25 protein-coding genes, 10 tRNA genes and 2 pseudogenes are annotated in these 26,017 nt (G+C 47.9%); 24 read left to right on the top strand and 13 right to left on the bottom strand.

Going from position 1 to position 26,017, the window contains the following annotated elements:
* Positions 1-36: 36 nt before the first annotated feature.
* Complete coding sequence (locus AC0L4K_RS10895; RefSeq protein ID WP_417222473.1) at positions 37-297, bottom strand: YkgJ family cysteine cluster protein; 261 nt, start codon at positions 295-297, stop codon at positions 37-39.
* Between the two features lie 80 nt (positions 298-377).
* Here AC0L4K_RS10895 and AC0L4K_RS10890 point away from each other — a divergent pair, with 80 nt between their 5' ends.
* The gene (locus AC0L4K_RS10890; RefSeq protein ID WP_417222475.1) at positions 378-920 is read left to right on the top strand and encodes a YaeQ family protein; all 543 of its coding nucleotides are present in this window, start codon (positions 378-380) and stop codon (positions 918-920) included.
* Between the two features lie 268 nt (positions 921-1,188).
* On the opposite strand, the gene AC0L4K_RS10885 is transcribed toward AC0L4K_RS10890, so the two are convergent.
* From AC0L4K_RS10885 to AC0L4K_RS10865, 5 genes are all read right to left on the bottom strand, one after another.
* Complete coding sequence (locus tag AC0L4K_RS10885; RefSeq protein ID WP_417222478.1) at positions 1,189-2,010, bottom strand: ferritin-like domain-containing protein; 822 nt, start codon at positions 2,008-2,010, stop codon at positions 1,189-1,191.
* A 113-nt stretch (positions 2,011-2,123) separates the two neighbouring features.
* Positions 2,124-2,663 carry a hypothetical protein gene (locus AC0L4K_RS10880; protein ID WP_473266083.1) on the bottom strand — a complete coding sequence of 180 codons (540 nt, stop codon included), beginning with the start codon at positions 2,661-2,663 and terminating at the stop codon, positions 2,124-2,126.
* A 208-nt stretch (positions 2,664-2,871) separates the two neighbouring features.
* Positions 2,872-3,843, bottom strand: coding sequence for a hypothetical protein (locus AC0L4K_RS10875; protein WP_473266081.1), 972 nt, complete (start codon positions 3,841-3,843; stop codon positions 2,872-2,874).
* Positions 3,844-3,900: 57 nt separating this feature from the next.
* Positions 3,901-4,389 carry a thioesterase family protein gene (locus AC0L4K_RS10870; RefSeq protein WP_417222486.1) on the bottom strand — a complete coding sequence of 163 codons (489 nt, stop codon included), beginning with the start codon at positions 4,387-4,389 and terminating at the stop codon, positions 3,901-3,903.
* Positions 4,390-4,401: 12 nt separating this feature from the next.
* Positions 4,402-4,581, bottom strand: coding sequence for an oxidoreductase-like domain-containing protein (locus tag AC0L4K_RS10865; protein WP_417222488.1), 180 nt, complete (start codon positions 4,579-4,581; stop codon positions 4,402-4,404).
* Positions 4,582-4,737: 156 nt separating this feature from the next.
* On the opposite strand from AC0L4K_RS10865, the gene AC0L4K_RS10860 reads away from it, so the two are divergent.
* Positions 4,738-6,984, top strand: a complete 2,247-nt coding sequence (locus AC0L4K_RS10860; RefSeq protein WP_473266079.1) for a YgiQ family radical SAM protein — start codon at positions 4,738-4,740, stop codon at positions 6,982-6,984.
* A gap of 30 nt (positions 6,985-7,014) precedes the next feature.
* Here AC0L4K_RS10860 and AC0L4K_RS10855 read toward each other — a convergent pair whose 3' ends face one another.
* The 3 genes from AC0L4K_RS10855 to htpX form a co-directional block, all read right to left on the bottom strand.
* Complete coding sequence (locus AC0L4K_RS10855) at positions 7,015-7,209, bottom strand: PA3496 family putative envelope integrity protein (RefSeq protein WP_417222493.1); 195 nt, start codon at positions 7,207-7,209, stop codon at positions 7,015-7,017.
* A gap of 207 nt (positions 7,210-7,416) precedes the next feature.
* On the bottom strand, positions 7,417-7,602 hold the full coding sequence (locus AC0L4K_RS10850; protein ID WP_215952831.1) for a PA3496 family putative envelope integrity protein: 186 nt from the start codon (positions 7,600-7,602) through the stop codon (positions 7,417-7,419).
* 330 nt (positions 7,603-7,932) lie between these two features.
* Positions 7,933-8,817: a protease HtpX gene (gene htpX, locus AC0L4K_RS10845; protein ID WP_417222495.1), complete on the bottom strand. Its 885-nt coding sequence runs from the start codon at positions 8,815-8,817 to the stop codon at positions 7,933-7,935.
* A 163-nt stretch (positions 8,818-8,980) separates the two neighbouring features.
* Between htpX and AC0L4K_RS10840 the strand changes: the two genes are divergently transcribed.
* Both AC0L4K_RS10840 and AC0L4K_RS10835 read left to right on the top strand, forming a co-directional pair.
* The gene (locus AC0L4K_RS10840) at positions 8,981-9,904 is read left to right on the top strand and encodes a class I SAM-dependent methyltransferase (RefSeq protein WP_473266076.1); all 924 of its coding nucleotides are present in this window, start codon (positions 8,981-8,983) and stop codon (positions 9,902-9,904) included.
* Positions 9,905-9,942: 38 nt separating this feature from the next.
* The gene (locus AC0L4K_RS10835; RefSeq protein ID WP_417222501.1) at positions 9,943-10,425 is read left to right on the top strand and encodes a hypothetical protein; all 483 of its coding nucleotides are present in this window, start codon (positions 9,943-9,945) and stop codon (positions 10,423-10,425) included.
* A gap of 129 nt (positions 10,426-10,554) precedes the next feature.
* Here AC0L4K_RS10835 and AC0L4K_RS10830 read toward each other — a convergent pair whose 3' ends face one another.
* Positions 10,555-10,923, bottom strand: a complete 369-nt coding sequence (locus tag AC0L4K_RS10830) for a hypothetical protein (protein ID WP_417222503.1) — start codon at positions 10,921-10,923, stop codon at positions 10,555-10,557.
* 228 nt (positions 10,924-11,151) lie between these two features.
* Positions 11,152-12,369, bottom strand: coding sequence for a pyridoxal phosphate-dependent aminotransferase (locus AC0L4K_RS10825; RefSeq protein ID WP_417222505.1), 1,218 nt, complete (start codon positions 12,367-12,369; stop codon positions 11,152-11,154).
* Positions 12,370-12,535: 166 nt separating this feature from the next.
* On the opposite strand from AC0L4K_RS10825, the gene msrB reads away from it, so the two are divergent.
* Together msrB and AC0L4K_RS10815 are read left to right on the top strand one after the other, a co-directional pair.
* On the top strand, positions 12,536-12,946 hold the full coding sequence (msrB, locus tag AC0L4K_RS10820; RefSeq protein ID WP_473266074.1) for a peptide-methionine (R)-S-oxide reductase MsrB: 411 nt from the start codon (positions 12,536-12,538) through the stop codon (positions 12,944-12,946).
* A 3-nt stretch (positions 12,947-12,949) separates the two neighbouring features.
* Positions 12,950-13,618, top strand: a complete 669-nt coding sequence (locus AC0L4K_RS10815; protein ID WP_473266072.1) for a DNA-3-methyladenine glycosylase I — start codon at positions 12,950-12,952, stop codon at positions 13,616-13,618.
* Between the two features lie 6 nt (positions 13,619-13,624).
* Here the strand turns inward: AC0L4K_RS10815 and AC0L4K_RS10810 are convergent, their stop codons facing one another.
* Complete coding sequence (locus AC0L4K_RS10810; protein ID WP_417222513.1) at positions 13,625-14,197, bottom strand: YajG family lipoprotein; 573 nt, start codon at positions 14,195-14,197, stop codon at positions 13,625-13,627.
* 6 nt (positions 14,198-14,203) lie between these two features.
* Positions 14,204-14,788 (bottom strand): SecY-interacting protein, encoded by a 585-nt coding sequence (syd, locus tag AC0L4K_RS10805; RefSeq protein ID WP_417222515.1) that lies wholly within the window; start codon positions 14,786-14,788, stop codon positions 14,204-14,206.
* A gap of 210 nt (positions 14,789-14,998) precedes the next feature.
* On the opposite strand from syd, the gene AC0L4K_RS10800 reads away from it, so the two are divergent.
* The 18 genes and pseudogenes from AC0L4K_RS10800 (at position 14,999) to pepN (ending at position 26,016) form a co-directional block, all read left to right on the top strand.
* A tRNA-Val gene (locus tag AC0L4K_RS10800) sits at positions 14,999-15,074 on the top strand.
* 152 nt (positions 15,075-15,226) lie between these two features.
* Positions 15,227-15,303, top strand: a tRNA-Asp gene (locus AC0L4K_RS10795).
* A gap of 92 nt (positions 15,304-15,395) precedes the next feature.
* Positions 15,396-15,471 (top strand) — tRNA-Val (locus tag AC0L4K_RS10790).
* 96 nt (positions 15,472-15,567) lie between these two features.
* Positions 15,568-15,644 (top strand) — tRNA-Asp (locus AC0L4K_RS10785).
* A gap of 92 nt (positions 15,645-15,736) precedes the next feature.
* Positions 15,737-15,812 (top strand) — tRNA-Val (locus tag AC0L4K_RS10780).
* A gap of 111 nt (positions 15,813-15,923) precedes the next feature.
* Positions 15,924-16,000, top strand: a tRNA-Asp gene (locus tag AC0L4K_RS10775).
* 92 nt (positions 16,001-16,092) lie between these two features.
* Positions 16,093-16,168: transfer RNA gene (locus AC0L4K_RS10770), tRNA-Val, on the top strand.
* 183 nt (positions 16,169-16,351) lie between these two features.
* A tRNA-Asp gene (locus AC0L4K_RS10765) sits at positions 16,352-16,428 on the top strand.
* A gap of 92 nt (positions 16,429-16,520) precedes the next feature.
* Positions 16,521-16,596, top strand: a tRNA-Val gene (locus AC0L4K_RS10760).
* A 29-nt stretch (positions 16,597-16,625) separates the two neighbouring features.
* A tRNA-Asp gene (locus AC0L4K_RS10755) sits at positions 16,626-16,702 on the top strand.
* A 490-nt stretch (positions 16,703-17,192) separates the two neighbouring features.
* Positions 17,193-18,101, top strand: coding sequence for a GGDEF domain-containing protein (locus AC0L4K_RS10750; protein WP_417222517.1), 909 nt, complete (start codon positions 17,193-17,195; stop codon positions 18,099-18,101).
* Between the two features lie 211 nt (positions 18,102-18,312).
* A complete protein-coding gene (locus AC0L4K_RS10745; protein WP_473266068.1) occupies positions 18,313-19,278 on the top strand; it encodes a 1-aminocyclopropane-1-carboxylate deaminase/D-cysteine desulfhydrase in 966 nt (321 codons plus the stop codon).
* A gap of 101 nt (positions 19,279-19,379) precedes the next feature.
* Positions 19,380-20,260, top strand: a pseudogene (locus AC0L4K_RS10740) (NAD(+) kinase).
* 11 nt (positions 20,261-20,271) lie between these two features.
* Entirely contained in the window at positions 20,272-21,246 is a 975-nt protein-coding gene (locus AC0L4K_RS10735; protein ID WP_473266066.1) for a metallophosphoesterase, read from the top strand.
* 6 nt (positions 21,247-21,252) lie between these two features.
* Positions 21,253-22,104, top strand: coding sequence for a rhomboid family intramembrane serine protease (locus tag AC0L4K_RS10730; RefSeq protein WP_473266064.1), 852 nt, complete (start codon positions 21,253-21,255; stop codon positions 22,102-22,104).
* 74 nt (positions 22,105-22,178) lie between these two features.
* On the top strand, positions 22,179-22,445 hold the full coding sequence (locus tag AC0L4K_RS10725) for a YeaC family protein (RefSeq protein WP_417222530.1): 267 nt from the start codon (positions 22,179-22,181) through the stop codon (positions 22,443-22,445).
* Positions 22,445-23,272: a DUF2797 domain-containing protein gene (locus AC0L4K_RS10720; protein ID WP_473266063.1), complete on the top strand. Its 828-nt coding sequence runs from the start codon at positions 22,445-22,447 to the stop codon at positions 23,270-23,272. The genes AC0L4K_RS10725 and AC0L4K_RS10720 overlap by 1 nt, the downstream gene beginning before the upstream one ends.
* Positions 23,273-23,369: 97 nt before the next feature.
* Positions 23,370-26,016 (top strand): annotated as a pseudogene (pepN, locus tag AC0L4K_RS10715) (aminopeptidase N).
* The last annotated feature ends 1 nt before the right edge of the window (position 26,017 follow it).

Raw genomic sequence — 26,017 nt, 5'->3', positions numbered from 1 at the left:
AGCTAGGCCTATAGTGTAGCGGATTGGCCCGTCGGGTTAAATATCCGGGGCGGTTTCCCGCTCTAGACGGGCGAGTATGATTAAGGCTTGTTGTTGCGTTTCGCCGCAATGTTCAGCTTGTGCTTGGAATGCATGACACAGCGGTGGGAAGTCAGGGGTGTTCCAGATGGTGCAGTTAAAGGCATCATCTAAATTGACGCAGGGAACGCCGGCAGGTTTGCCGTTCGGCATATTGGGGATCGCGCTACTTATCTGTGGGGCAATACAGCAGGCGCCACACTGAGGTCGGCATTTCATTCAGGAATATGATCCAGGGAGTAAACCGCTATAATAGCGTATTTAGTCTAATAAATGCCCTCAATATAAGGTTAATTCCTATGGCGCTGAAGCCAACAATCTATAAAATCGAACTACAGTTGAGTGATACGGATCGTCACTGTTATGAAACCTGTCATCTCACCTTAGCGCAGCATCCATCGGAAACGTTGCAGCGGATGATGGTTCGGTTGCTGGTTTACGGTATTAATTATCATCAGGATTTGAGTTTTACCCGGGGGTTGTCCAGTACCGATGAACCGGAACTCTGGCAGGTCGGCCCTGATGGGACAGTCGAACACTGGATCGAGTTGGGACAGGCATCGCCTGATCGATTACGTAAAGCGGTTAGCCGGGCACCTAAGATCTCTCTGTATGCCTACGGACGTGAAGTTGATGTCTGGTGGGATAAACAGGGGCAAGCGCTTGGAGAGTTGCCTAAAGTCAGTGTTTGGCGCTTTCACGATAGTGATGTTGCACAGCTGGATATGTTTGTTAGCCGCAGCATGCAGTTGTCACTGACGATTAGCGAGGGTGAGCTGTTTTTGAGTGATAACGAGCATCACCTGACTTTACAGGTTAATCGTTTAGATGCAGGTGCATAAAGGGATATTGAGCGTTAACGAAAGGAAGTATTGATTGTTGCTGTTGTTGTTGGAAAAGACCCGGGCCCCACTGCAAGGGTAGGTTCTGCTGGAAAGAACCTTGCGTCGGTCAGAGAAGGGCCCGGATAAGGCACAGTTTATACCCTTTTACGGGAGGTGCAATTCATCTGCTGCAACGCCAATCGAGGTTTTACCCAATCTGGGTAGTTAATAAGGCTATAGCCCCTAATACTGGCATGGTTATAGCGTAAGTTTAAGTGGCAACTATCTACGGTTGTTTGGCCGGAGCAGTTTTCCCCATCATCTCGATCATCTTCATTTCTTGCTCAGAAAATCCTGCTTTTAGTCGAGCTTCGTGATTAAAAGGGCCCTTTAACGGCTCTTTTATATATTTCCAGAGCAGGTCGATAAAGGTTTGATTAGGGTCGAGTTGACGTTGTTGGCATTGATAATGATACCAGCGGGTGCCTGAACTGACGTGGCCGATCTCTTCATTACCGATCATGGTAAGGATATCGATCATCTTTTTATCACCGGCTTGGTCAAACCGCTGAATCGCTTTGGGAACGACATCCAGCGCGCGGGCTTCAAGTACGCGGTGCACCATGCCCATTCGTTCTAACATATCATCAGCTGTGTCGATGGCCATGCTCCAGAGTTCGCCATGGGCCTTAAAGCTACCATAGTCATAACCCATTTCTCGAAGACGGCCACGTAGTGCCATAAAATGATTGGCCTCTTCACCTGCACACTGAATCCAATCAGCATAAAATTCTTGCGGCATACCGCGATAACGATAGACAGAATCCAGTGCTAGATTGACGGCGGTTAACTCGATATGGGCGAGGGCATGAATAAGCGCAGCGCGACCCTCTTCTTTACCGAATTTTCGTTCGTTAACTTGAGACGGAGGGACTATTTCGGGTTTGTCTAACTGTCCTGGCTGCAGGAGCCACTCGGGTGCGTCGCCTTCCAGCCATTCCAGCTCTCCAGCATTCCAGCGGCTAACGGTTTGCCGGGTCAGTTCGATTTTCTGATCCGGGTCGGCGGTTAAGAAGGCCTCTTTGGTGTATGCGTATAGATTTTGCAAAGACAGTTTCGCTCGATTGATAACAGACGAGAGGCATTGTACCTGTTAGAGGCTTCGCCGTGGAGAGGCAGAAGGGTTTTATCTGTGTTATGACCGGCGGAATGAGTTGAAGGTTAATCCCATTGTGAACGTCGAGCCTGTCTTGATTCGCGTGGGTCACGTAAGCTAGGTTGAGAAAAAGATTGACGATTATGGTCTTCGTTGCGATGTGCTCGTCGGTGTGAACGGCTATCGTGAATAATGACCCTATGTTGATCTATACGACGATCTGAACCTTGATGTTGAGATTGATGGTATGGGTGATGCGTGGATTGCTGGTACGGGGGGTGGCGATAGTAGCTTCGCGGTGAGTCTCGGTTGATCATGTGGTGTGAGTGGGTTGGTTGGCGGTTTATATAGCCTCGTGAATAGTGTCTGGAGATCGAGCCGGGGGCTGAGAGGAATAGCCTTCGATTGCTGTCGTGGTAATGCTCGGTGGCGCGGTGGGTGTAAATGTGGCCGCTAACTAAGCGGTCGCTGATATGCAGTCGAAGATTGCCGCTATCGATTGAGATACCACTATGAATACGGGTATGACCATCCGCGTAGCTGTTAAATGAAAGCAGCAGTAGCATGGTGATCAGTGGTGTGAGTAGATATTTTAAGTAAGCCATAATTTAACCTCTGTATAAGGTTAAATTTTAGTGCAAAAGCGTAGCTGAGTGTGGTCCATCTAGCGGATGATTTTTCAGTTTGAAAGGTGGCTTTATTCAGCGAGGATACACTTTGTAACGGGATAAGGTCTGACGTAAAGCACCAAGTATAGACCTTATCCCTGTTTACTATGATGCTTTGTGGCTGCATCGTGTTCATTCGAGAGAATTATAGCTCGGGTACAAAACGGGCGGCCCAGCGACCCCGCAACGGGCCAAAGATTAGACGTCTAAGTTTATACCAGTAGGTCCCGAATAGAACGATAAAGACACCAAAACCGATAAACACCATCAAGGGCAGATTGTTGCTATCGAGTAGGTTGCTGCTGACAACTTTGAAAATCGCATAGATGGCGTATGACAAGCTCGATACCAACATGGCGCGACGATCCACAAACAGAGCGATTAATAAAAAGACCACGAAAAATAGCAGTAGGGCAATTTCACGGTTGCTGCCTGATGCTAAGAGGCCGCTATCATTAAACAATAAAGTGGTCATCATGCCATGCACAATCAGCGGTGATGCCAGTAGGTGTAACCAGAAACCACAATCACTGGCGCGCAGTTGACGCTTGCGATCGCGGGCATCGAAGCTCATTGCGGCGATAAAGACACTAAAGCCGAGTATTGAAAAGAGTATCTGGTGCTTGAGTATATCAACTCCGAGGCTGCTGATAACCGCCGCGATGAGACCGGCGGCAACGGGCAATAAGCTGAACGGCATGCGGTAACGTAAGTAGAACAGTAATGAGGCGCCACTGAGGGTTAGAAATTGCAGGGTTGCCGTTTCAAATTCGGCAATACCCAGTGCTTTGCCGAGAAAGTAAAGCGTCGAAATTAAGATGGCGATGCCGGGTAGGGCTAGCCTGCGGATGCGTACCAGCCATTCGGCCGCCCCGAGAAATAATAGGGCGGGCACCAGCCATTCAAATTGACTGAGGTGCATGGCGGCCACAGAAAATGCAACAAATAAGACCCCTAGGGTGATGAAAATATCGCCGAAGTTGCGTACAAATCGAAGCTGCTCTTCGCCCACATCTTCATCCTGTTGTTCAGCACGACTGAACAGAATCAGTTGCTGCAGCTGCTGTTGCGAGATGATGCCCCGTTGTGCGGCCCTTTCTAATGTCTCTCTGTCCACAGTCTTTCCTAGTGATGAGTAATAGCCGTAGCGTATCGGGTTTCGTTAAAGGAATGCTTAGCGGCGGCGAATACCAATGGTACGTCCGATACCGCTCGGTGTTACAAGGCTGGCTTGCTGTTTAGCCATGAGTTCGATTTTCTGAGCCACGGTATCGGGAAACGCGCAGCTACTGCGGCTGCTTAGATCGACACACATCGCCATCTGCTCGAGTGTTGAGGCAAGGTAGTCAGTGCCATCTGGATTTTTGGCGATCATTTCAAAATAAAGGTGTAGCCGTTTGCTGTCATGATCAAGCAGCTGGCAGCGAACCTCGACGGGCTGATCAAGAACCACTTCGTTGTTATAGGTGATGTGGTTTTCCAGTACCATCCAGGAGATATCGGTGGCCTTAGTAACCGCTTCACTCAGACCTAATTGGCCGACGAGTTCACTACCTGCTAGATCAAAAATGAGGACATAATAGGCGACATTCATATGGTTGTTATAATCAAGCCACTCAGGTTTGATGTGGGTGCGGTAGATAACTGCGGCAGTATCAGACATCGGTATTAATCCTTATTCGCTGGGTTGTGTTTCAGGCATTTGCGGCTTGGCGTCTTTGGCCGCGTTTATCGCTGCTTTTTGTTCGGCATTCCACGCGTTGAGTTGTTCGTAATAGGTGTCCCAGACGCAAGGAGAGCAGCCGCTTTCACAGCATTCGTAATTGCCGGGTGGAGTGGGTTTTTCTCTCGTCATCGTTGTTAATCTATTGCGTTTAATTCCGACTATTTTACTATGTCTATACCCGCAGGCCCAGTAAACGTAAGAATCAAACCGGTTTTTACTATCTGTCGGCGGTGGTTTCTGCGACAATTACTATCCCCCATAAATAGTTGTCTCACTGATATATCCATGAAAAAAACTGCCCCAGACCTGTTTTCCTATCCCCGTTATTGGGCTGAATGCTATGGCATTGCGCCTTTTTTACCGACCACTCGAGAGGAGATGGATCAACTAGGCTGGGATAGCTGCGATATCATCATCGTGACCGGTGACGCCTATGTCGATCATCCTAGCTTTGGTATGGCGGTGATGGGCCGTTTGCTTGAAGCCCAAGGGTTTCGTGTCGGTATTATCGCGCAGCCAGATTGGCGTAGTGCTGATGCTTTCATGAGTTTGGGGAAGCCAAATCTCTATTTTGGTGTGACCGCGGGCAATATGGATTCAATGATCAATCGCTATACAGCTGATCTGCGGTTACGTCATGATGATGCTTATACCGCAGGTGGTAAGGGCGGCAAGCGACCTGACCGCGCGGTGATTGTTTATAGTCAGCGCTGCAAAGAAGCGTGGAATGATGTGCCGGTGGTCTTGGGTGGCATTGAGGCGAGTCTGCGCCGGATCGCGCAATATGATTATTGGAGTAATAAGGTTCGCCGTTCAGTCTTGCTAGATGCGACCGCTGATATTCTGTTGTATGGCAATGCCGAACGGGCGATTGTTGAGTTGAGTCATGGCCTAGCAGCGGGTAAAACCATTGATGAACTATGGAATATTCGCGGTACCGTCCATATGCGGCAGACGCCTCCTGCGGGCTATGTTGAACTTGATTCGAGCCGGATCGATTGGCCGGGTAATATTGATAAGCTACCGAATCCTTACGATTTCGGCACTGATCAAAGCGGTGCGGATAAATTAATCGACCCCGCAACTAAACGCTGCGGGGCGGATAGTTCTGTTGCGCCAGTCGAGTCAGCGACGGATGAGCATGTGGCGCCAATTCGTATTATTCCTATGCCGTTGAAGCGTAAAGAAAAGTTGAATCCTGAGACGACTTATATTCGTCTTCCCTCTTTTGACAAGGTTGCTAAGGACTCGGCGCTCTATGCTCATACCTCGCGGGTGTTGCATCAGGAATCTAATCCTCATAATGCCCGAGCGTTGATCCAGAAACATGGCAACCGGGAGCTGTGGGTGAATCCACCGCCGATTCCCTTAGAAACCCCCGAGATGGATGGCGTGTTTGGCTTGCCCTACCAGCGGGTGCCACACCCATCGTATGGGAATAATAAAATTCCTGCCTACGATATGATCCGCTTCTCGATTAATATTATGCGCGGTTGCTTCGGTGGCTGTACTTTTTGTTCGATTACCGAGCATGAAGGGCGCATCATTCAAAGTCGTTCACACGAATCGATCTTGAATGAGATGGCTGAAATCCGCGATAAAGTACCGGGTTTTACTGGGTCTATCTCTGATCTAGGCGGCCCGACCTCGAATATGTATTTCCTTAACTGTAATGATGATGATATTCAGTCGAATTGCCGTAAGCTTTCCTGCGTTTATCCGACTATCTGTAGCAATCTCGTGACCGATCATAGTCAGACCACTGAGCTGTATCGTAAGGCCCGTAAAATGGAGGGAATTCACAATATTGCCATTGCTTCGGGGCTGCGTTATGACCTTGCCGTGAAAGATCCTGAATATGTCCGTGAGCTGGTGACTTATCATGTGGGGGGCTATCTTAAGATCGCGCCGGAGCACAGTGAGCAAAACACCCTCAGTAAAATGATGAAGCCGGGTATGGATACCTATTACGACTTCAAGAACATGTTCGATCAATTCTCGGCGGAAGCGGGCAAGAAACAGTATTTGATTCCCTATTTCATTGCGGCCCACCCAGGCTGTGATGATGAGGATATGCTGAGCTTGTCTCTCTGGCTGAAACAGAACGATGTTAAAGTCGATCAGGTGCAGAATTTTTACCCGTCACCGATGTCTCTGGCAACGGCCATGTATCATTCGGAAAAAAATCCGCTAAAGCAGATTACCTATAAGAGTGAGACGCTTTATATTCCAAAGGATAAAGCGCAGCGAAAATCCCACAAAACCTTATTGCGTTATCATGATCCTGAAAACTGGTCCGATTTGCGGGTTAAGTTAAAGGAGATGGGGCGAGAAGATCTTATCGGCACTAAGCCTAGCCACCTGGTGACGCCTGAAGAGGCACCTAAACGTCGTGACAATAGTCAGGCGGGTGTCCGTACAGCTGGGGCGCGGGTAGTGGCTAGGCCGGTAGTGAAAGGTAAGAAGGCGGGTGCTTCTCGGTCAGCTAAAAAGCGTAAAGGGCAAAGTAGTATTAAGAAGCAGCAGCACTGATAACAGTGCGCTGCTCGTTCAACCGTTCGTTCAATAAAGGTCGTATGACTCTGTCAGGTGCTGTTTGAGCGAACGTTCCTCCATATAATCTTCAATCATCTTACGTTTGCGGGTTTTCTTGTCGATTTTTTTCTGTCTGCCAGGCGTAGGATTGATGAAGAAATCATTGTCCATCTCATCTAGGTTTTCAGTGGACAGATCATCCAGACGAATTTTGTTGCTCATAAATACTTACCAGAGTTTTGTTATAGGTGATGTGTTAATAAAACCCTCTGGGGATGACGCTTGTGTGACACCGATATGAAGCTTTGGTAACAAAGTGGTGAGAGTTAATGGTGGGCTGATGGATAGGCGCGCAGAAGCCCTATGCTGCTCATTAACAGACATTCAAAGGGTGTTGAAAAGATAAAGAAAAGGCAGCAAGCGCTGCCTTTAGTCGTAGAATTCTCGTAATTCCTGTTCTAGGCGACGCTGTTCAATCAATAACTCAATGCGTCTTCTTTTTTCGGCATCACAGCAGAACTTCTTTTCTTTAGCGTCGATTTCTATGTCGATATCTTCATCGATTATGTCATCGACGATATCGAGATCATCGGTAATTTCTTCTTTTTTTGTCATGGCTTCGCTCTTCACATGAATTTGGCTATCTCTGTTCGAGATGCGCCAATACTTATAGATCACATGATCAAACCCACTTGCCTTGCAGGTTCGCGTCAATTTCGATTATGAGGTAAAAATGATGGGCGTAAAATGAATTTTTCTAAATTGAATATTTTTTTTCATGAAATATTTAAAGGTGTAAATAGCTGGTAAAAAATGGAAATAATGCTACGAAAAAATGCCGTGTATTCATGCTAGGGATAAATGGAGGTTGTATCAATTAAGCGTGTCGAAGGGGTATGGGAGCAAAAAAAAACGCCTCGAGTGAGGCGTTTCAGTGTTGGGTGATTAGTATTTTTGCAGTGCTGCAATTCGATCATCAAGTGGAGGGTGAGTGGACAGAAGTGCCATAAAGCCTTGTTTCATATGGCTACTGATACCGAATGCTGTCAGCGTTTCAGGCATCTGATCTGGCACATTATATTCTGCTTTTAGACGCTGTAAGGCTCCGATCATAGCGTGTGGTGACGCTAGTGTTGCTCCGGCTTCGTCGGCTTTGAACTCTCGACGGCGGCTAAACCATGCCACAATGGTCGAGGCCAGAATGCCAAGCACGATTTCAGCGACGATGGTGGTAATGAAGTAGCCGATACCATGACCTTGCTCGTTTTTCAGTATTGCTCGGTCAACAAAGTGGCCGATGATACGGGCGAAGAACATAACGAAGGTGTTTACTACCCCTTGAATCAGGGTCAGCGTCACCATGTCACCATTGGCGACGTGGCCGATTTCGTGAGCCAGTACTGCGCGGATCTCTTCTTTACGAAAACGCTGCAGTAAACCTAAGCTAACGGCGACTAAGGCGTTATTTTTATTCCAGCCGGTAGCGAAGGCGTTAGCTTGTTGAGCTGGGAAAATACCGACTTCAGGCATGCCTATCTTCGCTTTATCAGCCAGTTCTTTCACGGTGTCGAGTAGCCATTGTTCGTCCGCTGTTCGAGCTTGAGTAATGATCTCCGTGCCGCTACTGCGTTTGGCGAGAAATTTAGATAGAAATAGTGATACAAAGGAACCCGCGAAACCAAATACCGCACAGAAGGCGAGCAGGTTGCCGAGATCCATATCGACACCGTTGGCTTGTAGGATTGAACCTACACCAAACAGGCTCAGCGTTATGCTGGCTAAGGCAATAACGGCAATGTTGGTTAATAGGAAAAGACCGATTCGCATCATGATAGGGTAGCTCTTTGTAATGAAGTTGATGTTATAGATATAGGCGATGCGAATAAGTTTCAACTGCTTTTTCGTTTATGATGATAAAAAACTAGCCCAATGCCGGGTGGGTTACTATAATCGCGGCTTTTTATCCTGATACAGGCCTGAGTGGAACCTTATTATGCAAGCGATTTTTGATTCTATTTCTACCCAGCTTGGCTTGTCTCAGGGTGACGTTCGGCGGTTGTTTCATGGTCGAGGAAGATGCTTTTCTGGCTACGAGCAATTGATCATCGACCTGTTACCGCCTTTGGTGATAATTCGTTTGTTTGAAGAGCATCCGCCTGAATTGATCGAACAGCTCGATCAGTTTTTTCAGCAACTTGATGCCACTATCAAACCGGACGCGCTGGTTGTGCAACACCGCTATCGGCGTGAAAATGCCGTCGAGGTGCTGTGGAATCATGGTGAGGTCGATCCTGAACAGCTGCTGCAAGTGACTGAGTTGGGTTTGAAATATAGCGTCAGGCCATTAAAAAATCAGAATAGTGGTTTGTTTCTGGATATGCGCGAAGGGCGGCGCTGGGTGCGGCAAAACAGTCAGGGTAAAAATATACTCAACCTGTTTGCTTATACCTGTGGTTTTTCGGTGGCGGCGGTTGCCGGTGGTGCCGATCGGGTTGTGAATCTAGATATGAGCCGGGGTGCGCTAAATACCGGCCGGGAAAATCATCGTATTAATCAATTGCCGACAGATCATGTGAAGTTTTTAGGTCATGACCTGTTTCGCTCATGGGGTAAGCTCAAACGGGAAGGGCCCTATGATTTGGTGATTATCGATCCACCGAGCTTTCAGCGGGGCAGCTTTGTTGCCACTCAAGATTATCGTAAGGTACTGCGGCGTCTGCCTGAGTTAACCACGCAAGACGGGCAGGTACTACTGTGTCTTAATTCACCTGCACTTGGGAGTGATTTTCTTCTGCAGCTGGTGGAGGAGTGCTGTCCTGAATTTAGTTTTTCTCAGCGTATTGCTCATCCGGAGGACTTTCCGGACCAGGACCCTGAGCAGGCACTTAAAGTGTTATTGTTCAATAAGACTGTTTGAGTCGCTACAACATAAAGTATTAATAAATCAGGATTGTTATGAATTTGATCTGCCTGGATCTGGAAGCCAGTGGCTTGGGGCCTCACTCTTACCCGATCGAAGTCGCTTGGAAAAGTGTCACCGGTGAAAGCGATAATTTTTTAATTAATCCGGACACGGTGGTGGGTTGGGATTTCTGGGATGAGTACGCTGAGGAGCTGCATAACCTCTGTCGAAGCGAGTTGCGAGAAAAAGGGATCTCGGCGGTTGCTGCGTGTGAGCGCTTGAATCAGCAGTTGCAAGGGCAGGATGTACTCAGTGATGCTTGGGAATTTGATGCTTTCTGGCTAAGCCGCTTGTTTGAGGCGGCAGAGCAGACCATGGGGTTTCGTTTGATCGCCCTTCCTGCGTTGCTGAACCCGCATGAGTTGAATCAGTTTCAGCTCGTTTGTAAGGGGCAGATGCGCCAGCATCGGGCCATGAGTGATGTCGACCATATCATTGAGGCGGTGCAGAGCGTTTGGTCTGAACGAGAGGCTTAGTTAACATTGCCGGTGCGAGCATCGTTTGTGTCGATGTTTCAGGTGATCTCCACAACGTAAAAAGGCAGCTTTAGAGCTGCCTTTTGTGTCTTGATTTCACGGGCTTTAAGTGGCTAGGTTACTGGTGAATCAGAGATTCAATACGTGTTTTTCGATATGAGTACGCAGGTCTTCGTACTGGCCCATCTCTTCTGGTTTAAAGTAGAACTTATAGAAGTTACGTTCAACGATGCTGCCTTTGGTGTCGCCGATCTTTTCTTTGGTACTGGAATAGCGATAAGCCATTTGCAGATGAATAACGCGTGTGTGCGGTGGTACGGTGATCTGATGGCCTTCGAGATCGTAACGTGTCTTGGCCTCTTTAATGGTATAGAAAGAGATCTCGGCTGCATGACCTAGGTTGATCAGAAAGTTACTGGTGACCGGCAGGATATGGTTTTTTTCCATGCCGTTGTGTTCCATGTAGATACCGCAATTTTTCTTGATCTTAATAAACATACTGATTCCGCGAGAGTAAGTTAATTGTTAAGGAGGCTGCGCTGCTCAATAGGGCTGTTGTGCTGCTTAACAACGCTAAGCAATAGCCGCATGATAGCTGTACTTCCTTGGCTCTGAGCCGCTTTTATGTGGCCAGATTATATGTCTGTTTTATAACAGAAATATGACTAAGTATAGAGCCTGATGAGAGAAATAAAAAAGCGATCTTTCGATCGCTTGGTAAAAATGTTAGTCCTGAGAGTAGTTTTTCAGGAATAAACCGATTCGATCGATGGCTTCAATTAGCTCATCTTCACGGGGTAGGCAGACTAGGCGGAAGTGCTGAGTGTCGGGCACATTGAAGCCGCTTCCTTGAACAATCAGTACTTTCTGCTGTTGAAGTAAGTCTAAGGCCATCTTTTCGTCGTTTTTGATTGGGTAGACTTCGGGATCCAGTCTAACGAATAGATATAGGGCGCCTCTAGGTTTAACGCAAGATACGCCGGGTATTTGATTGAGTTTGCGCCAAGCAATATTACATTGGTCATATAAGCGCCCGCCTGGGGCTGTCAGCTCGTTAATGCTTTGATAACCACCCAAAGCGGTTTGAATAGCATGCTGCGCTGGAACGTTCGCGCAGAGACGCATACTGGCGAGCATATCCAAACCTTCAATGTAATCGCGGGCTTGGTGCTTTGGCCCGGTTAAAATCATCCAGCCAGAACGGAAGCCTGCGGCGCGATAGGCTTTGGACAAACCGTTGAAGGTGATGCAGAGGATATCATCACTGAGTGAGGCCAACGGAATGTGCTGGGCATCATCGTAGGTGATCTTATCGTAAATTTCGTCGGCAAAGACAATTAGCCCAAACTCTTCAGCAAGAGCAATAATCTGCCGTAGGATAGCTTCTGAGTAGACCGCACCGGTTGGGTTGTTAGGGTTGATGACCACGATGCCCTTGGTGCGTTCGGTGATCTTGCTACGGATATCATCGATATCGGGCGCCCAGTCCTTTTGCTCATCGCAATGGTAGTGGATAGGGTTGCCGCCGGCGAGGCTTGCTGCCGCCGTCCAGAGTGGATAGTCTGGCGCAGGGATGAGGAGTTCATCATTGTCATTCAGTAGACCTTGAGTCGCCATCACGATCAGTTCGCTGACGCCATTGCCAAGATAGATATCTTCGATGGTGACGTTTTTGATACCTTTCTTTTGGCTTTCCTGCATCACCGCCTTGCGGGCAGAAAACAGGCCTTTTGAATCGCAGTAACCCTGCGCAGAGGGGAGGTTGTAGATAACGTCCTGAACGATCTCTTCCGGCGCCTCAAAGCCAAACGGGGCTGGATTACCGATATTCAGTTTAATAATGCGTTGGCCCTCTTCTTCAAGACGCTTAGCTTCCTGAAGGACGGGACCACGGATGTCATAACAGACGTTGATCAGCTTATTCGATTTTCTGATAACGGACATGGATTAATCCTGTAGTGGTGTCCTGTAATATTCTATGATCGGTAAGTAAACATAGAGGTGAGAAGGGTAGCTGCTTACCGAAGGATCGAAATAATACGCTTTTTAGCGGATGTTGGACAGTAACAGATTGATCTTTTCGTTTTCGTTATCTGTATTGGAGTTTTTTATGGCAAGTCATGATTTTAAAGTGAAAAAAACTGAAGCGCAGTGGCGTGAAGAGCTGACACCAGAGCAATATTACGTCTGCCGAGAGAAGGGCACTGAGCGGCCAGGCACGGGTCAGTATGATCAGTTTTTTAAAGAAGGTGAGTATCATTGTGTCGCTTGCGGCGAAAAACTGTTTGATAGCCAAAGTAAATTTGATGCGGGCTGTGGCTGGCCGAGTTTTGATGCCCCGGCGGTGGCAGACAATATTACCGAAAATCATGATAGCTCTCACGGTATGATTCGCACCGAAGTGGTGTGTAGTGGCTGTGGTGCTCATTTGGGGCATCTGTTTCCTGATGGTCCGACGGATACGGGGATGCGTTACTGTATCAACTCGGTATCCATTGATTTCAGCGCGGAGGAGAATTAAGCGGTGAAGTCGTTTAACTGGATCTATGAGCATGTTGAAGCCCACAAGGCGGGGCAGGATGTTGAGGCATTGCTACCTCAGGTGAAGTCAATCGATGAGTTGAAAGCGATTGGTGATGATCGCTTTTTATCGGAGATGAGTTTGCGGGTGTTTCGAGCCGGTATTAGGCATGCGGTTGTGGATGCTAAATGGCCAGCATTCGAGTTGGCGTTTTATGGCTTTGAGCCTGAAAAAATCATTTTAATGAGCGATGATCAATTAGAGAATCTGATGCAGAATGATCAGATTATTCGGCATTGGGGGAAGATTAAATCGGTACGCACCAATGCGTCGATGATCACTGAGTTGGCCGCACAGCACGGGAGTTTTGCTAATTTTATCGCGGATTGGCCGGTAACGGATATTATCGGTCTTTGGGCCTTATTGAAAAAACAGGGGCAGCAGTTAGGGGGTAAATCCGGTGCTTATTTCTTGCGTCAGGTCGGTAAGGATACCTTTGTGCTTACGGATGATGTGGTAGCCGCATTAAAAGCACAGGATATTATTGATAAAGCACCGACATCTAAGCGCGATTTGCAACGGGTGCAGGATTGTTTTAATCAATGGCAACAGGAATCGGGCCGGCCAATGGCTCATATCAGCCGGCTGTTGTCGTATACCGTTGGTTGGTAAGTGTTGTTAGCGAGCCAAAAAGTTGATCAGTTTAGTATCGTTGAATGCTCGGTTGATGGTCATGAGCAGGATTTCGTTGACCATCTTCTGGTTATCCGCCAGTGAAGGGGTTGTCGCATACTGATATTCCTTCTCTGTGCTGTAATTGCCGCTAAGGAACTCACCATGCTTTTGCGCAACCACGTTAATAGTGGCGTTCAGCTTGACTGATTGCAGTGTCTTTTGAGTGGCGCTGTATTCAAGGTTTTGTAATTGAACCGTGAGGCGTGTGTCAGATGATGGTGCCGGTGCAGCCCCAAGTCTGACCACTGCGATTTTAGCTCCCTGTTGTAGTGCTTCAGTGGCTGGGGTTGGTAGATTGACAGGCGCGCGATCACTCAGGCGACTGATGCGGTAACCGATAGTATCGCTGTTACGCATATCTTGACTGTGGACTTCGATTTGAAGATCGCTTGGTAGAGAGGCTTGAGCGCTAACAGTGGGGTGCAGTGGTTCGATGGATACCTGGTGAGGTTTAAAGGTGCTGCATCCTGATAGTAGGATTGCCCCAGTGATAATCGATAGTAATGCTTTGCGCATAGGGTATTACTCCAGATCGGGGATCGGTTTCGGGGTTAGCTTATCTAAAAATAGTGCCAGTGAGTCCGCTAACTTCATAATAGGCTTCTTACCCGGTTGTTCCAGCCATACTTCCCCGGTTTGGTTGTCGATTGATAAAAACTTTTCGCCATCGGGTTCTGTGCAGGCAAAAAACAGGGTGGGTGGCCGTTTTTGTTTTTGCTTAGTCAGTAAATGGCCGACCAGGTTCCCACGAAGGCGCTCACAATCTTTATCGCTCCAAAGAAAGAGTAAGCTAAGATCGCCCCAGTTGGAGGTTGCCGGGAGCGGCTCTGACCAGTAGCGGCGATACCATGTGCGTAGATCCGCATGGATGCTGTAACCCAGCGCTTGCTCTAAGCGATCGAACATATCATCCGCGCTATTAGGGCTATCAGGTTGGCGTACCGGTATCCAGCTAACAGATTGACCAGCCTCGACTGATGATTGCAGGCATTCAGATGGCCATTCAGGATCATAAATAGTTAATGGTTGGCGGCCTGTATGGTCAAGCTGCTGCTCAACCGCTAGCTCTATAAAGGCGTCAATTTTAGCAATAAGAGTTTGGGACATATTTATGGGGTCCGATACGTCTGGATATAGGTGGGTGTAGCCGTCAGGCTGTCCTGTGGTGAGTTTACCAGAGTAACGGTCGATCGTTGTAAAACTTCAGGCGATTATGGTTAACCGTCAAAAGGGGATTGTCGCTTTGAGAATGAATTATTTTAGGATAAACGTTTGACATGCCAAGCAAAATCATTAGAATTCGGCTCTCGATTTAAGGGGCGTGTAGCTCAGTTGGGAGAGCGTCGCCCTTACAAGGCGAATGTCGGGAGTTCGAGCCTCTCCACGCCCACCAAGTCGAATGACTTGCCAAATTGTTTTTTATGTGCAAAATGGCGGTCGCGGGTTTGAATCCCGTACCATGCGAAGCGCGAGTTTCGGTTGTTAGATTACCAGTCTGTCACTGAGGTGGGAATGGTGGTCGCGGGTTAGAGTCCCGTACAATGCGGAGTGGTAGTTCAGTTGGTTAGAATACCTGCCTGTCACGCAGGGGGTCGCGGGTTCGAGTCCCGTCCATTCCGCCACTATTTGATCAATTAAGTTTAATCGCTTGATTGGTGCTTCTAAAGCCTAAAGTGCCGGGTGAGGAAGTAAAACGATAAGCCATCTGCTTAGTGGGCGTGTAGCTCAGTTGGGAGAGCGTCGCCCTTACAAGGCGAATGTCGGGAGTTCGAGCCTCTCCACGCCCACCACTAAGCTTAAGCCACTGCGAAGTGGTAGTTTGATTGATTGCTAGTCTGTCACTGATGTGTGGGATGGTGGTCGCGGGTTCGAGTCCCGTACAATGCGGAGTGGTAGTTCAGTTGGTTAGAATACCTGCCTGTCACGCAGGGGGTCGCGGGTTCGAGTCCCGTCCATTCCGCCACTTTTAAGCTGATTCGATTGAATAGTCGGGTGAGTGCTTCTAAAGCCTAAAGTGCCGGGTGAGGAAGTAAAATGATAAGCCATCTGCTTAGTGGGCGTGTAGCTCAGTTGGGAGAGCGTCGCCCTTACAAGGCGAATGTCGGGAGTTCGAGCCTCTCCACGCCCACCACTAAGCTTAAGTCTTGCTTAAACCACTGCGGAGTGGTTGTAAGTTTGATTGATTACCAGTCTGTCACTGATGTGTGGGATGGTGGTCGCGGGTTCGAGTCCCGTACAATGCGGAGTGGTAGTTCAGTTGGTTAGAATACCTGCCTGTCACGCAGGGGGTCGCGGGTTCGAGTCCCGTCCATTCCGCCACTTTTAAGCTGATTCGATTGAATAATCGGATGAGTGCTTCTAAAGCCTAAAGTGCTAGGCAAGGAAGTAAAACGATAAGCCATCTGCTTAGTGGGCGTGTAGCTCAGTTGGGAGAGCGTCGCCCTTACAAGGCGAATGTCGGGAGTTCGAGCCTCTCCACGCCCACCACTAAGCTTAAACCACTGCGAAGTGGTAGTTCATTTGATTGATTACCAGTCTGTCACTGATGTGTGGGATGGTGGTCGCGGGTTCGAGTCCCGTACAATGCGGAGCGTGAGTTTCGTTGGTTTGATTGCCAGTTTGTCACTGATGTGTGGAATGGTGGTCGCGGGTTCGAGTCCCGTACAATGCGGAGTGGTAGTTCAGTTGGTTAGAATACCTGCCTGTCACGCAGGGGGTCGCGGGTTCGAGTCCCGTCCATTCCGCCACTTTTAAGCTGATTCGATTGAATAATCGGATGAGTGCTTCTAAAGCCTAAAGTGCTAGGCAAGGAAGTAAAACGATAAGCCATCTGCTTAGTGGGCGTGTAGCTCAGTTGGGAGAGCGTCGCCCTTACAAGGCGAATGTCGGGAGTTCGAGCCTCTCCACGCCCACCACTAAGCTTAAGTCTTGCTTAAACCACTGCGGAGTGGTAGTTCAGTTGGTTAGAATACCTGCCTGTCACGCAGGGGGTCGCGGGTTCGAGTCCCGTCCATTCCGCCACTTCTTCTAAGTTATAACCTACTTGTCATTTTCATTGTTACGGTCTGCGGTTCTGAGTTTTTTATTCGCCACTTCTTTCAAGTCGGAATACCTGTGTGTCATTTTTCGGTGTAATCGTTCGCAGCTTTGAATCGTCCATTTAGCTGCTTCTTTCAAGTTACAATACCTGTCTGACATCTTTTAGTGTAACGGCTCGCGGTTTATAGCTTTGATTATGGTGTTGCTACAATGGCGATTGCTTGCAGTAAAAAGCGTTTATGTATTATCCATTCTTTGTGGATTTGCTGGAATGACTGTCTAGATAGGTTGTTCTATCTATTGGGTTATCTTGCTGAATTTTAGGCCTTGTTACTGTTAAAATTGTTTGATCAGTCTGTCATTTTGAGTAATTAATACAGGTCTATGGGTGATTTACGTGTTATAAATACCCGACAATTTTATGTCCTTGCTCTATTTTGTTGGTAATCCCTGTGGATACGTATCTAATCAAATGCATTTGAATATTAATCAGGCTGAGTTAGTCTCAATTTGTCCGGACCCGGTTATTGCGATTAATCGTCGCGGCGTTATTTCTGTGTTTAATCGATCAGCTGAAAGCTTGCTTGGCTATCAGGCGGATCAGGTTATCGGCAAAATGAATATTCGTCAGATCTATCCTAGCGATGTTGAAGCACGAAAAATTATGCGGTTGATGATTGACGATGAGTTGTATGGTGCGGGCCGAATAGAGGGCTATGAAACCTATGTCCTTAATAATCGCAGGGAGCGAGTACCGATCCGGCTTTCGGCAGCAGTGTTGATGAAGGCTGGGCAATATCGTGGTAGCGTTGGCTTTTTTCATGATATGACTCGCCAAAAAGCACTGGAAACATCGCTGTTAAAGCAATCAATAACAGATGATCTCAGTGGTCTTTATAATCAGCGTCACTTTTATGTTCAAGTGGCCAGTGAGATGATGCGGGTTAAGCGCTATGGCGGCGAGTTGAGCCTCGTGTGTATCGACCTTGATGGGTTCAAACAGGTCAATGATAGGTTAGGGCACCTTGAGGGTGACCAAATTATTCGCCAGATTGGTCGCGTCCTGCGCGATGGCTTAAGAGGTTCCGATCAGGCATTTCGCTATGGTGGCGATGAGTTTATGCTGATGCTGCCCAATACTTCACTGAAGGATGCTTGTCAGCTTGCCGGAAGAATACGCGAGTCGTTTAATCTGGAGTGTAGTTATTCACCTGATTCGTTGAATAATACCGGTGTTAAGGTATCGATGAGTCTAGGGGTTGTGTCATGTTCTGAAGCCGAACCGGTTGATTATTTTGTGCAGAAAGCGGATATGGCGATGTATAGCGCTAAAGAAGCTGGCGGTAACTGCATCAATCAGTTTTCGGTCAATCCGTGTTGATTTGATTTGATTTGATTTGATTTGATTTAGTTGCGTTTTCCTGTGTTACATCTCCTCCCCGTCGTCATATTCAATATCGTCCTCAAACTCTTCGTTGAGGCTTTCCAGTAGTCGCTCTTCTGTGTAGTCTTCCATTATATTCTCCTTTATTTTGACGTCGCTATTGTCTGGCATCTTGATGAAGAAAAAATAACAGGATTATGACTACGTTATGAATGTCCTTTCATCTGTCGCCGCGCCTCCGACTATTCCCGTTGAGACTATCGAGTTGCCTGAATTTAAGCAGGCAGGTGTGCAGTTAGATCTGTTGCGTCTTGACCTTGTGCACCCGCTTATTAGTGGCAATAAATGGTTTAAGCTTAAATATGCTTTGCAGGCGGTTAAATCGTCGGCTTGTCAGCGTGTTCTTAGCTTCGGCGGTGCTTGGTCTAATCATATTCATGCATTGGCCTATGCAGGGTTTGAGCAGGGTATTGAAACGGTGGGCGTTATTCGTGGTGAACGCCCGGCAGTCTTGTCGCAAACGCTGATCGATGCTGAGCGTTGGGGGATGCAGTTGGTATTTGTGTCTCGGCTGGAATACCGAGATAAAGATAACGCGGTGTTCTTGTCCCGGTTAGCAGAAAAGTATGGTGAATTTCACTGCTTGCCTGAAGGTGGCTCGGGGGAGTGGGTTATTGCCGGTTGTCGAGAAATTATCAGTCTATTTGATGCGGCTAATTATGATTTGATTTGTTGTCCTTGTGGTACCGGGGGAACCTTGGCAGGTCTTATTGCAGGCAAACCTGCTGGGGTGTCCTTGCTCGGTGTGTCGGCCCTGAAAGGTGGTCAGTTTTTGTATCATGATATCCGTGGGTTGCTGGCTAGGGCGGGTATTGTTGATCCGGAGGGTTGGTCGTTACAGCTTGATTGTCATGAGGGGGGATATGCCAAGGTATCAGCTCGGCTAGCAGTCGCTATGCAGCGGTTTAGTCAATGCTCTGGGGTTGAGTTAGAGCCGGTATATACCGGTAAGGCTTTGCTCGCGTTGTTGCAAAAGTTGGAGCAGGGTGAGTTTGCTCCAGGTGATCGAGTGATGTTGATCCATACCGGCGGAATGCAGGGGTTAAGAGGCATGAAAGAGACACTATTACGTAAGTTATCATCGTCGCTCAGGCCTAAGGCAGAGCCGAGTTAGCATGCGGGTGCAGCTAAATCATTATAAATATGAGTATAATGTTTAAAAACAATCGGATAGGCATGGTTGCAGTGCAATCATAAGGTTTCAGTGGAGTGGCAATGGATAACTTTCGTAATATTGGTTTGATAGGGCGCCTAGGTAGCACCAAGGTTCTCGATACCCTGAAACACCTCATTCGGTTTCTTGATGAGCAGGGGCTGACCCCTATTTTAGATCAGAAAATTGCCGCGGTGATGCCGGGTCATGGACAGCAAACCAGTTCGCCTCGATTAATGGGTGAGATATGTGATCTGGTTATTGTTGTCGGGGGGATGGGAGTCTGCTCGGTGCGGCTCGCAACTTGGCGCAATCCAATGTGCCGGTGCTTGGGGTTAACCGGGGTAACCTTGGGTTTCTAACTGATATCTCGCCGGCTGAGATCGAAGAAAAGGTCGGTGAGGTGTTGAATGGTCAGTATACGGTCGACCGACGCTTTCTGATTGATGTGCTAGTGAAGCGAAATGGTGAGCCGATCGGCGAATCGACCGGACTGAATGATTGCGTCTTGCACCCGGGTAAGTCGGCACGGATGATCCAATTTGAGCTTTATATTGAAGGTCAATTTGTCTATACCCAGCGTTCAGATGGGTTGATTGTGGCAACGCCTACTGGATCTACGGCTTACGCGTTATCAGGTGGGGGGCCCATTATGCACCCTCGGTTGGATGCGTTAGTGTTGGTGCCGATGTTCCCGCATACGCTCTCTAGCCGGCCGATCGTTGTCGATGGGAACAGTGAGCTTAAGTTAGTGATTAGTGATAATAACGAGACTTATCCTACGGTTAGTTGTGACGGGCAAAAGCATATTAACTGTGCCCCTGGAGATACCATTACGATTCACAAAAAGCCTCATAAATTAAAGCTTTTGCACCCCCTGAGCCATAATTTCTATCAGACCTGTCGAGAAAAGCTTGGTTGGGCCACAAGGTTGGGTGAATAACCGGAGTGCCTATGGAACGTACTTATCAAGGCTACGATCTCATTGGTGATGTCCATGGTTGCGGGCAGTCGCTCGAGCTATTGTTGAAAAAACTAGGTTACAGTCGCAAGAAAGGTATTTATCAGCATCCACAGCGTCAGGCGGTCTTTTTAGGCGATATTGTTGATCGGGGGCCGCGTATCCGAGACGCACTGCATATCGTCCGCGATATGGTGGATGCCGGGTATGCCCAGATAGTGATGGGGAACCATGAGTTTAATTATCTGTCATATCTGACACCGGGGTTGCCTGGGTCTGGCATGGAGTATTTAAGAACTCATAATCGGCGACATCTGCGCATCTTAAATGAAACCCTCGAGCAGTTTGCTAATTATCCGCAAGAGCAGAAAGAGTTTCTTCAATGGATAAAAGAGATGCCGCTGTTTTTGGATTATGAACAGTTTCGTGTAGTCCATGCTTGTTGGTCTTCACTGCATATTAATCGCTTTCTGCAAACCCAGGGCGGTAATCGGATCGATGATGCTTATCTCCATCGTTCGGCTCATGAAGGTTCGATTGAGTGGGAAACCATGGATCGTTTGTTGCGAGGTACTCACCTTAAACTCCCCAACGAGGAGATGATGGTAAGTAAAGATGGCTATAAACGCCGCTTCTTCCGTACGAAGTTTTGGGCGGAGAATCCCCAGTATTATATTGATGTCGTGTTTCAGCCTGACCCTCTGCCGGAACATGTGGCGCGGATGAGATTGAATAAGCAGGATTATCAAGATCTGCTTTATTACGGTGCGGATGAAACATTGCTGTTTATTGGCCATTATTGGTGTGATGGTGAACCAAAGCCGTTAGCTCGTAATGTCGCGTGCATTGATTACAGTGCGGTGAAGTTTGGTAAATTGGTGGCTTACCGTTTGGATCAAGAGACAACCATTGATCCAGCTAAATTTATTTGGGTCGATGTATTGAAGGAGATTAATGATGCACCCTGAGTTCGTATGGCGCAGCTATCTATTATGAATGAAGTGTTCCGGGTTTCTCTCGATCAAGACCTGTCTGGTTTTACCGCCATACTCTGGCAACATAAAATTCCTCACCGAGTGTTAGAGCAGGAGGGCGAGCAGCGCTTATTAGTACCCTATAATGTTGACACTGAACAGATCGCACATCTGTTTGAGCTATGGCAACAGGGGGAAGACCTGTCCGGCTTGCAAGTTCAGCGCAGTGGCGATCAGCCGCTCAATCTTTTGCGCAGTGGCTTAACGCTACTGTTGATTGCGTTGAGTGTGATTATTACATTGATGGTTTCGCTGGGTGAAAATACTCAGATGATGGGTTGGTTTACCATTGTCGAGTTTCAGGTGCAGGGTAATAAAATCTATTACTCCGATGTGCTATCGATGCTATCGGATGGTCAGGTTTGGCGTTTGCTGACGCCCGCGTTTATGCATTTTAATCTGCCTCATATCCTCTTTAATTTACTCTGGGTTTGGGTGGTTGGTCGACGTATTGAGCTATTGCTGGGGTGGCCGGTGTTATTAGGTTTGTTTGTGTTTTCAGCGGTCATTGCCAACCTAGCACAATTTTGGATTAGTGGACCGATGTTTGGTGGCATGTCGGGATTTGTGTTTGCTTTGTTAGGCTTTGCTTGGCTGTGGGATCGGCTAAAACCGAGTAAACGGGTCGGAATGCCGCCAGCTCTGATGGGGTTTATGATGTTTTGGTTGGTGCTGGGTTTTACCGGTGCGCTAGAAAGTTTAGGGTTAGGCTCTATTGCTAATACAGCTCATTTGGCTGGGTTGATTGCGGGGCTTGCGCTGGTCCCTGTTGTCAGGCTGTTAAAGTATTAAACGGTCTGTTGATTTGGCTGTCTGGATGCCGATTACGGCTGTGATATTATGGCGCCCCATTGTGGAGATAATGAATGAATTTTGAAAAGATGATTGAGGCGATGACCCCTGAGGTTTATCAAAGCTTGAAGCGGGCAGTTGAATTAGGTAAATGGCCAAATGGCGATCGATTGACGGATGAGCAGCGGCAAACCAGCTTACGGGCGGTGATTGCCTATGATCAAACCAAGCTGCCTGAACATGAGCGTACTGGCTTTATTAACCGTACTAAAACTGATGGTAGTCAGCACGGTTCCGATCCGCTAGAGCCTCAGGTTCTGAAAATATTGAACGATCATTGATGGACGTTATTGCGCAGGGGGCGCTGGTGAAAATGCCAGCGCAAGTGGGCCCTCAAGTCAGTTACCAGTTAAAGTTAGATGATCAGTTAATTGATCTAAACAGCTATCTCGGTAAGCCTATAAAACTGACCTATGTGGGGCAGATAAACTGCACCCACTGTGGTCGTAAAACCAATAAGAGTTTTGCTCAGGGGCACTGCTACCCCTGCTTTAAAAAGCTTCCCCAGTGTGACCTGTGTATTATGAGTCCAGAAAAGTGTCATTATGATCAGGGCACCTGTCGCGACCCGGCTTGGGGTGAACAGTTTTGTTTTCAGAGCCATTATGTTTACCTGGCTAACTCATCGGGTGTTAAAGTAGGTATTACTCGTGGCACCCAGATTCCGACCCGTTGGATCGATCAGGGGGCGATTCAGGCATTGCCTATCTTGAGAGTTGAGACGCGTTTTCAGTCGGGCCTTGTGGAGCGCATCTTCGCTGAGCATGTGACTGATAAAACCAACTGGCGAGCGATGCTGAAAGGGCAGGTTGATCCAATCGACCTCTATGCTGAGCGGGATCGATTGATGCAGTTGTGTCATGACGGGCTAAGTGAGCTTGAAAACCGTTATGGTTTACAGGCTATACAGCGTTTACCCGATGCTGAGATGTTAGCGCTAGATTTTCCGGTGTTGAATTTTCCCAGTAAAATAACCAGTTTGAATTTTGATAAAAACCCCATCGTTGAAGGGGTGTTGCAAGGCATTAAAGGGCAGTATTTGTTGCTCGACAGTGGTGTCATTAACCTCAGGAAATTTACCGCGTATCAGATTGAATTTAGTGCCTGAGGTAGGTATAGCTTTTAGGGTCGCATGACCGCCCGAGCGTTATCCGGGTCGAAAGCGTGTGTTGTTAATCGTGTGAATGTTATTACAAGGTGAGTGAATGAGTCAGTCCGTTATCGAACAACCCAGTGTTATCTATTTAAAGGACTATGAGGTGCCAGCCTTTCTAGTCGAGCAGACAGAGTTGCGCTTTGAGCTTGAAGAGGATCAGACCCTGGTTCGCTCTCAAGTGCGTTATGCCCGCAACCCTGACTGTTCAAATCGACAACACCCGCTGTTGTTAGATGGACATGAATCGCTCGAACTGCAGCGACTGAGTATCGATGGTGAAGTGCTGAGTGATAAAGACTTTCGTCGTGTCGGTGAGCAGTTGAGCATTGCTAATCTACCGGATCATTTTACTCTAGAATGTATCACTCGCATTGAACCGCACAATAACACCGCCTTAGAGGGTCTGTATAAATCCGATGGTATGTTTTGTACTCAGTGCGAAGCTGAGGGCTTTCGGCGGATAACCTTCTATCAGGATCGTCCCGATGTAATGGCGCTGTTTGAGACTACAGTGGTGGCAGATAAGCAGCGTTATCCGGTGCTACTGTCCAATGGTAATATGGTTGACGCGGGCGATGAGGACGACGGGCGTCATTGGGTTAAATGGCAGGATCCGTTCCCTAAGCCAGCTTATCTGTTTGCCTTGGTTGCGGGTGATCTAGAGTGCATTGAGGATCGTTTTACAACGGCGTCCGGACGGCATGTGTCATTAAAAATATTTGCTGAATCTAAAGATCTCGATAAGTTAGATTATGCGATGACCTCGCTGAAGCAGTCGATGAAATGGGACGAAGAGGTGTATGGTCGTGAATACGATCTAGATATCTTTATGATCGTGGCCGTTGACTTCTTTAATATGGGCGCGATGGAAAATAAAGGTCTGAATATATTTAATACATCCTGTGTCCTAGCGCATCCTGAAACCACCGTTGATGCGGGCTTTCAGCGGGTTGAAGCTGTTGTTGCTCATGAATACTTCCATAACTGGTCAGGCAACCGTGTAACGTGTCGCGATTGGTTCCAATTGAGCCTTAAAGAGGGCTTTACCGTCTTCCGTGATTCACAATTTTCAGCGGATATGAACTCTCGCACGGTTAAGCGCATCGAAGATGTTACTCTGCTGCGCACTGCGCAATTTGCAGAAGATGCGGGCCCAATGGCTCACCCGGTACGGCCGGCTTCCTTTATTGAAATTTCTAATTTTTACACCCTGACGGTTTATGAAAAAGGTTGTGAAGTGGTGCGGATGTTACATACGCTGCTGGGCGCCGAGACTTTCCGTAAAGGTTCCGATCTCTATTTTGATCGCCATGATGGTCAGGCGGTGACCACGGATGACTTCGTACAAGCGATGGCGGATGTGTCAGGTCGAGATCTGAGCCGCTTCAAGCTTTGGTATAGCCAATCAGGTACGCCTCAGGTGTCGGTTACCGGTGAATACGATGCGGCCAATCAGCGTTATACATTGCACATGCATCAGCGGTGTCCGGCAACGGCCGATATGGCCACAGAAGCAGCCGTTTTTGATTCCGGTTGCGGTGGGCCTGCTGGACGCCCAAGGTAATGATATTCCTCTAAATGATGGCAATACCACCGAAGTGCTGGAGTTTGTGGCTACTGAGCAGAGCTTTGTTTTTGATAATATACCCGTCGAGCCGACACCATCACTCTTGCGTGATTTCTCTGCGCCGGTAAAACTGAAATTCCCTTATGGTCGTGATCAACTGATCTTTTTGATGCAGCATGACAGTGATGGCTTTAATCGTTGGGATGCGGCGCAGCAGTTGGCGGTGGGTGTCATGAGCGAGCTGATTATCGATCAGCAGCAAGGGCGTGAGTTAGTGCTGGATCCTGCTTTGATTAACGCTTATCGGCAGGTATTGAGTGATACGAGCCTGGATAAAGCGATGGTGGCAAAAGTGCTAACACTGCCTTCTGAGGCTTATCTGTGTGAATTAGCCGACGAGATTGATGTCGATGCTATCTATCAAGTACGCCGCTTTGTTCGAGATTCAATTGCTACTGAGTTAGCACCACTGTTCCTGCAGGTTTACCAAACCAATAACACGGCGGAAAGTTATCAGCCGGATGCTGTCTCGGTGGCACGCCGCAGTCTTAAAAATCTGGCGCTGTCCTATCTGATGGCGACTGAGCAGCCAGCCTATCTTGAGTTAGCGCTACAGCAGTACCAGCAGGCGGATAATATGACGGATAGTCAGGCGGCGCTGACACTGATTGCGCATTCAGGTTTCGACGCTGAAGCGGCAGAAGTGCTGGCCAGTTTTTATCAGCGTTGGCAGGCCGAATCATTGGTGGTAAATCAGTGGTTGGCGGTGCAGGCGAGTGATCCAAAATTAGGTGCGTTAGAGCGAGTTAAGGCTTTGCAGCAGCATGCCGCCTATGATGCATCAAACCCAAACAAGATACGTTCACTGGTTTCGGTGTTTTGTGCGCAGAATATGCTTAATTTCCATAATTCTGATGGCAGTGGCTACCGTTTTCTTGCAGATCAGATTATTGTATTAAATAAGAAGAATCCACAAATCGCTTCCCGGTTGTTGACGCCGTTAACTCGGTGGAAGAAATATCCAGCAGCGCGCAGTGGATTGATGAAAGCTGAGTTACAGCGGATCAACAATAGTGGTGATCTGTCCCGTGATGTTTTTGAAGTTTTAAGTAAAAGTCTGGCTGGTTGAG

This window comes from Amphritea sp. GJ51-11, from assembly GCF_055808735.1.
This window is presented reverse-complemented; position numbering and strand designations above follow the sequence as displayed.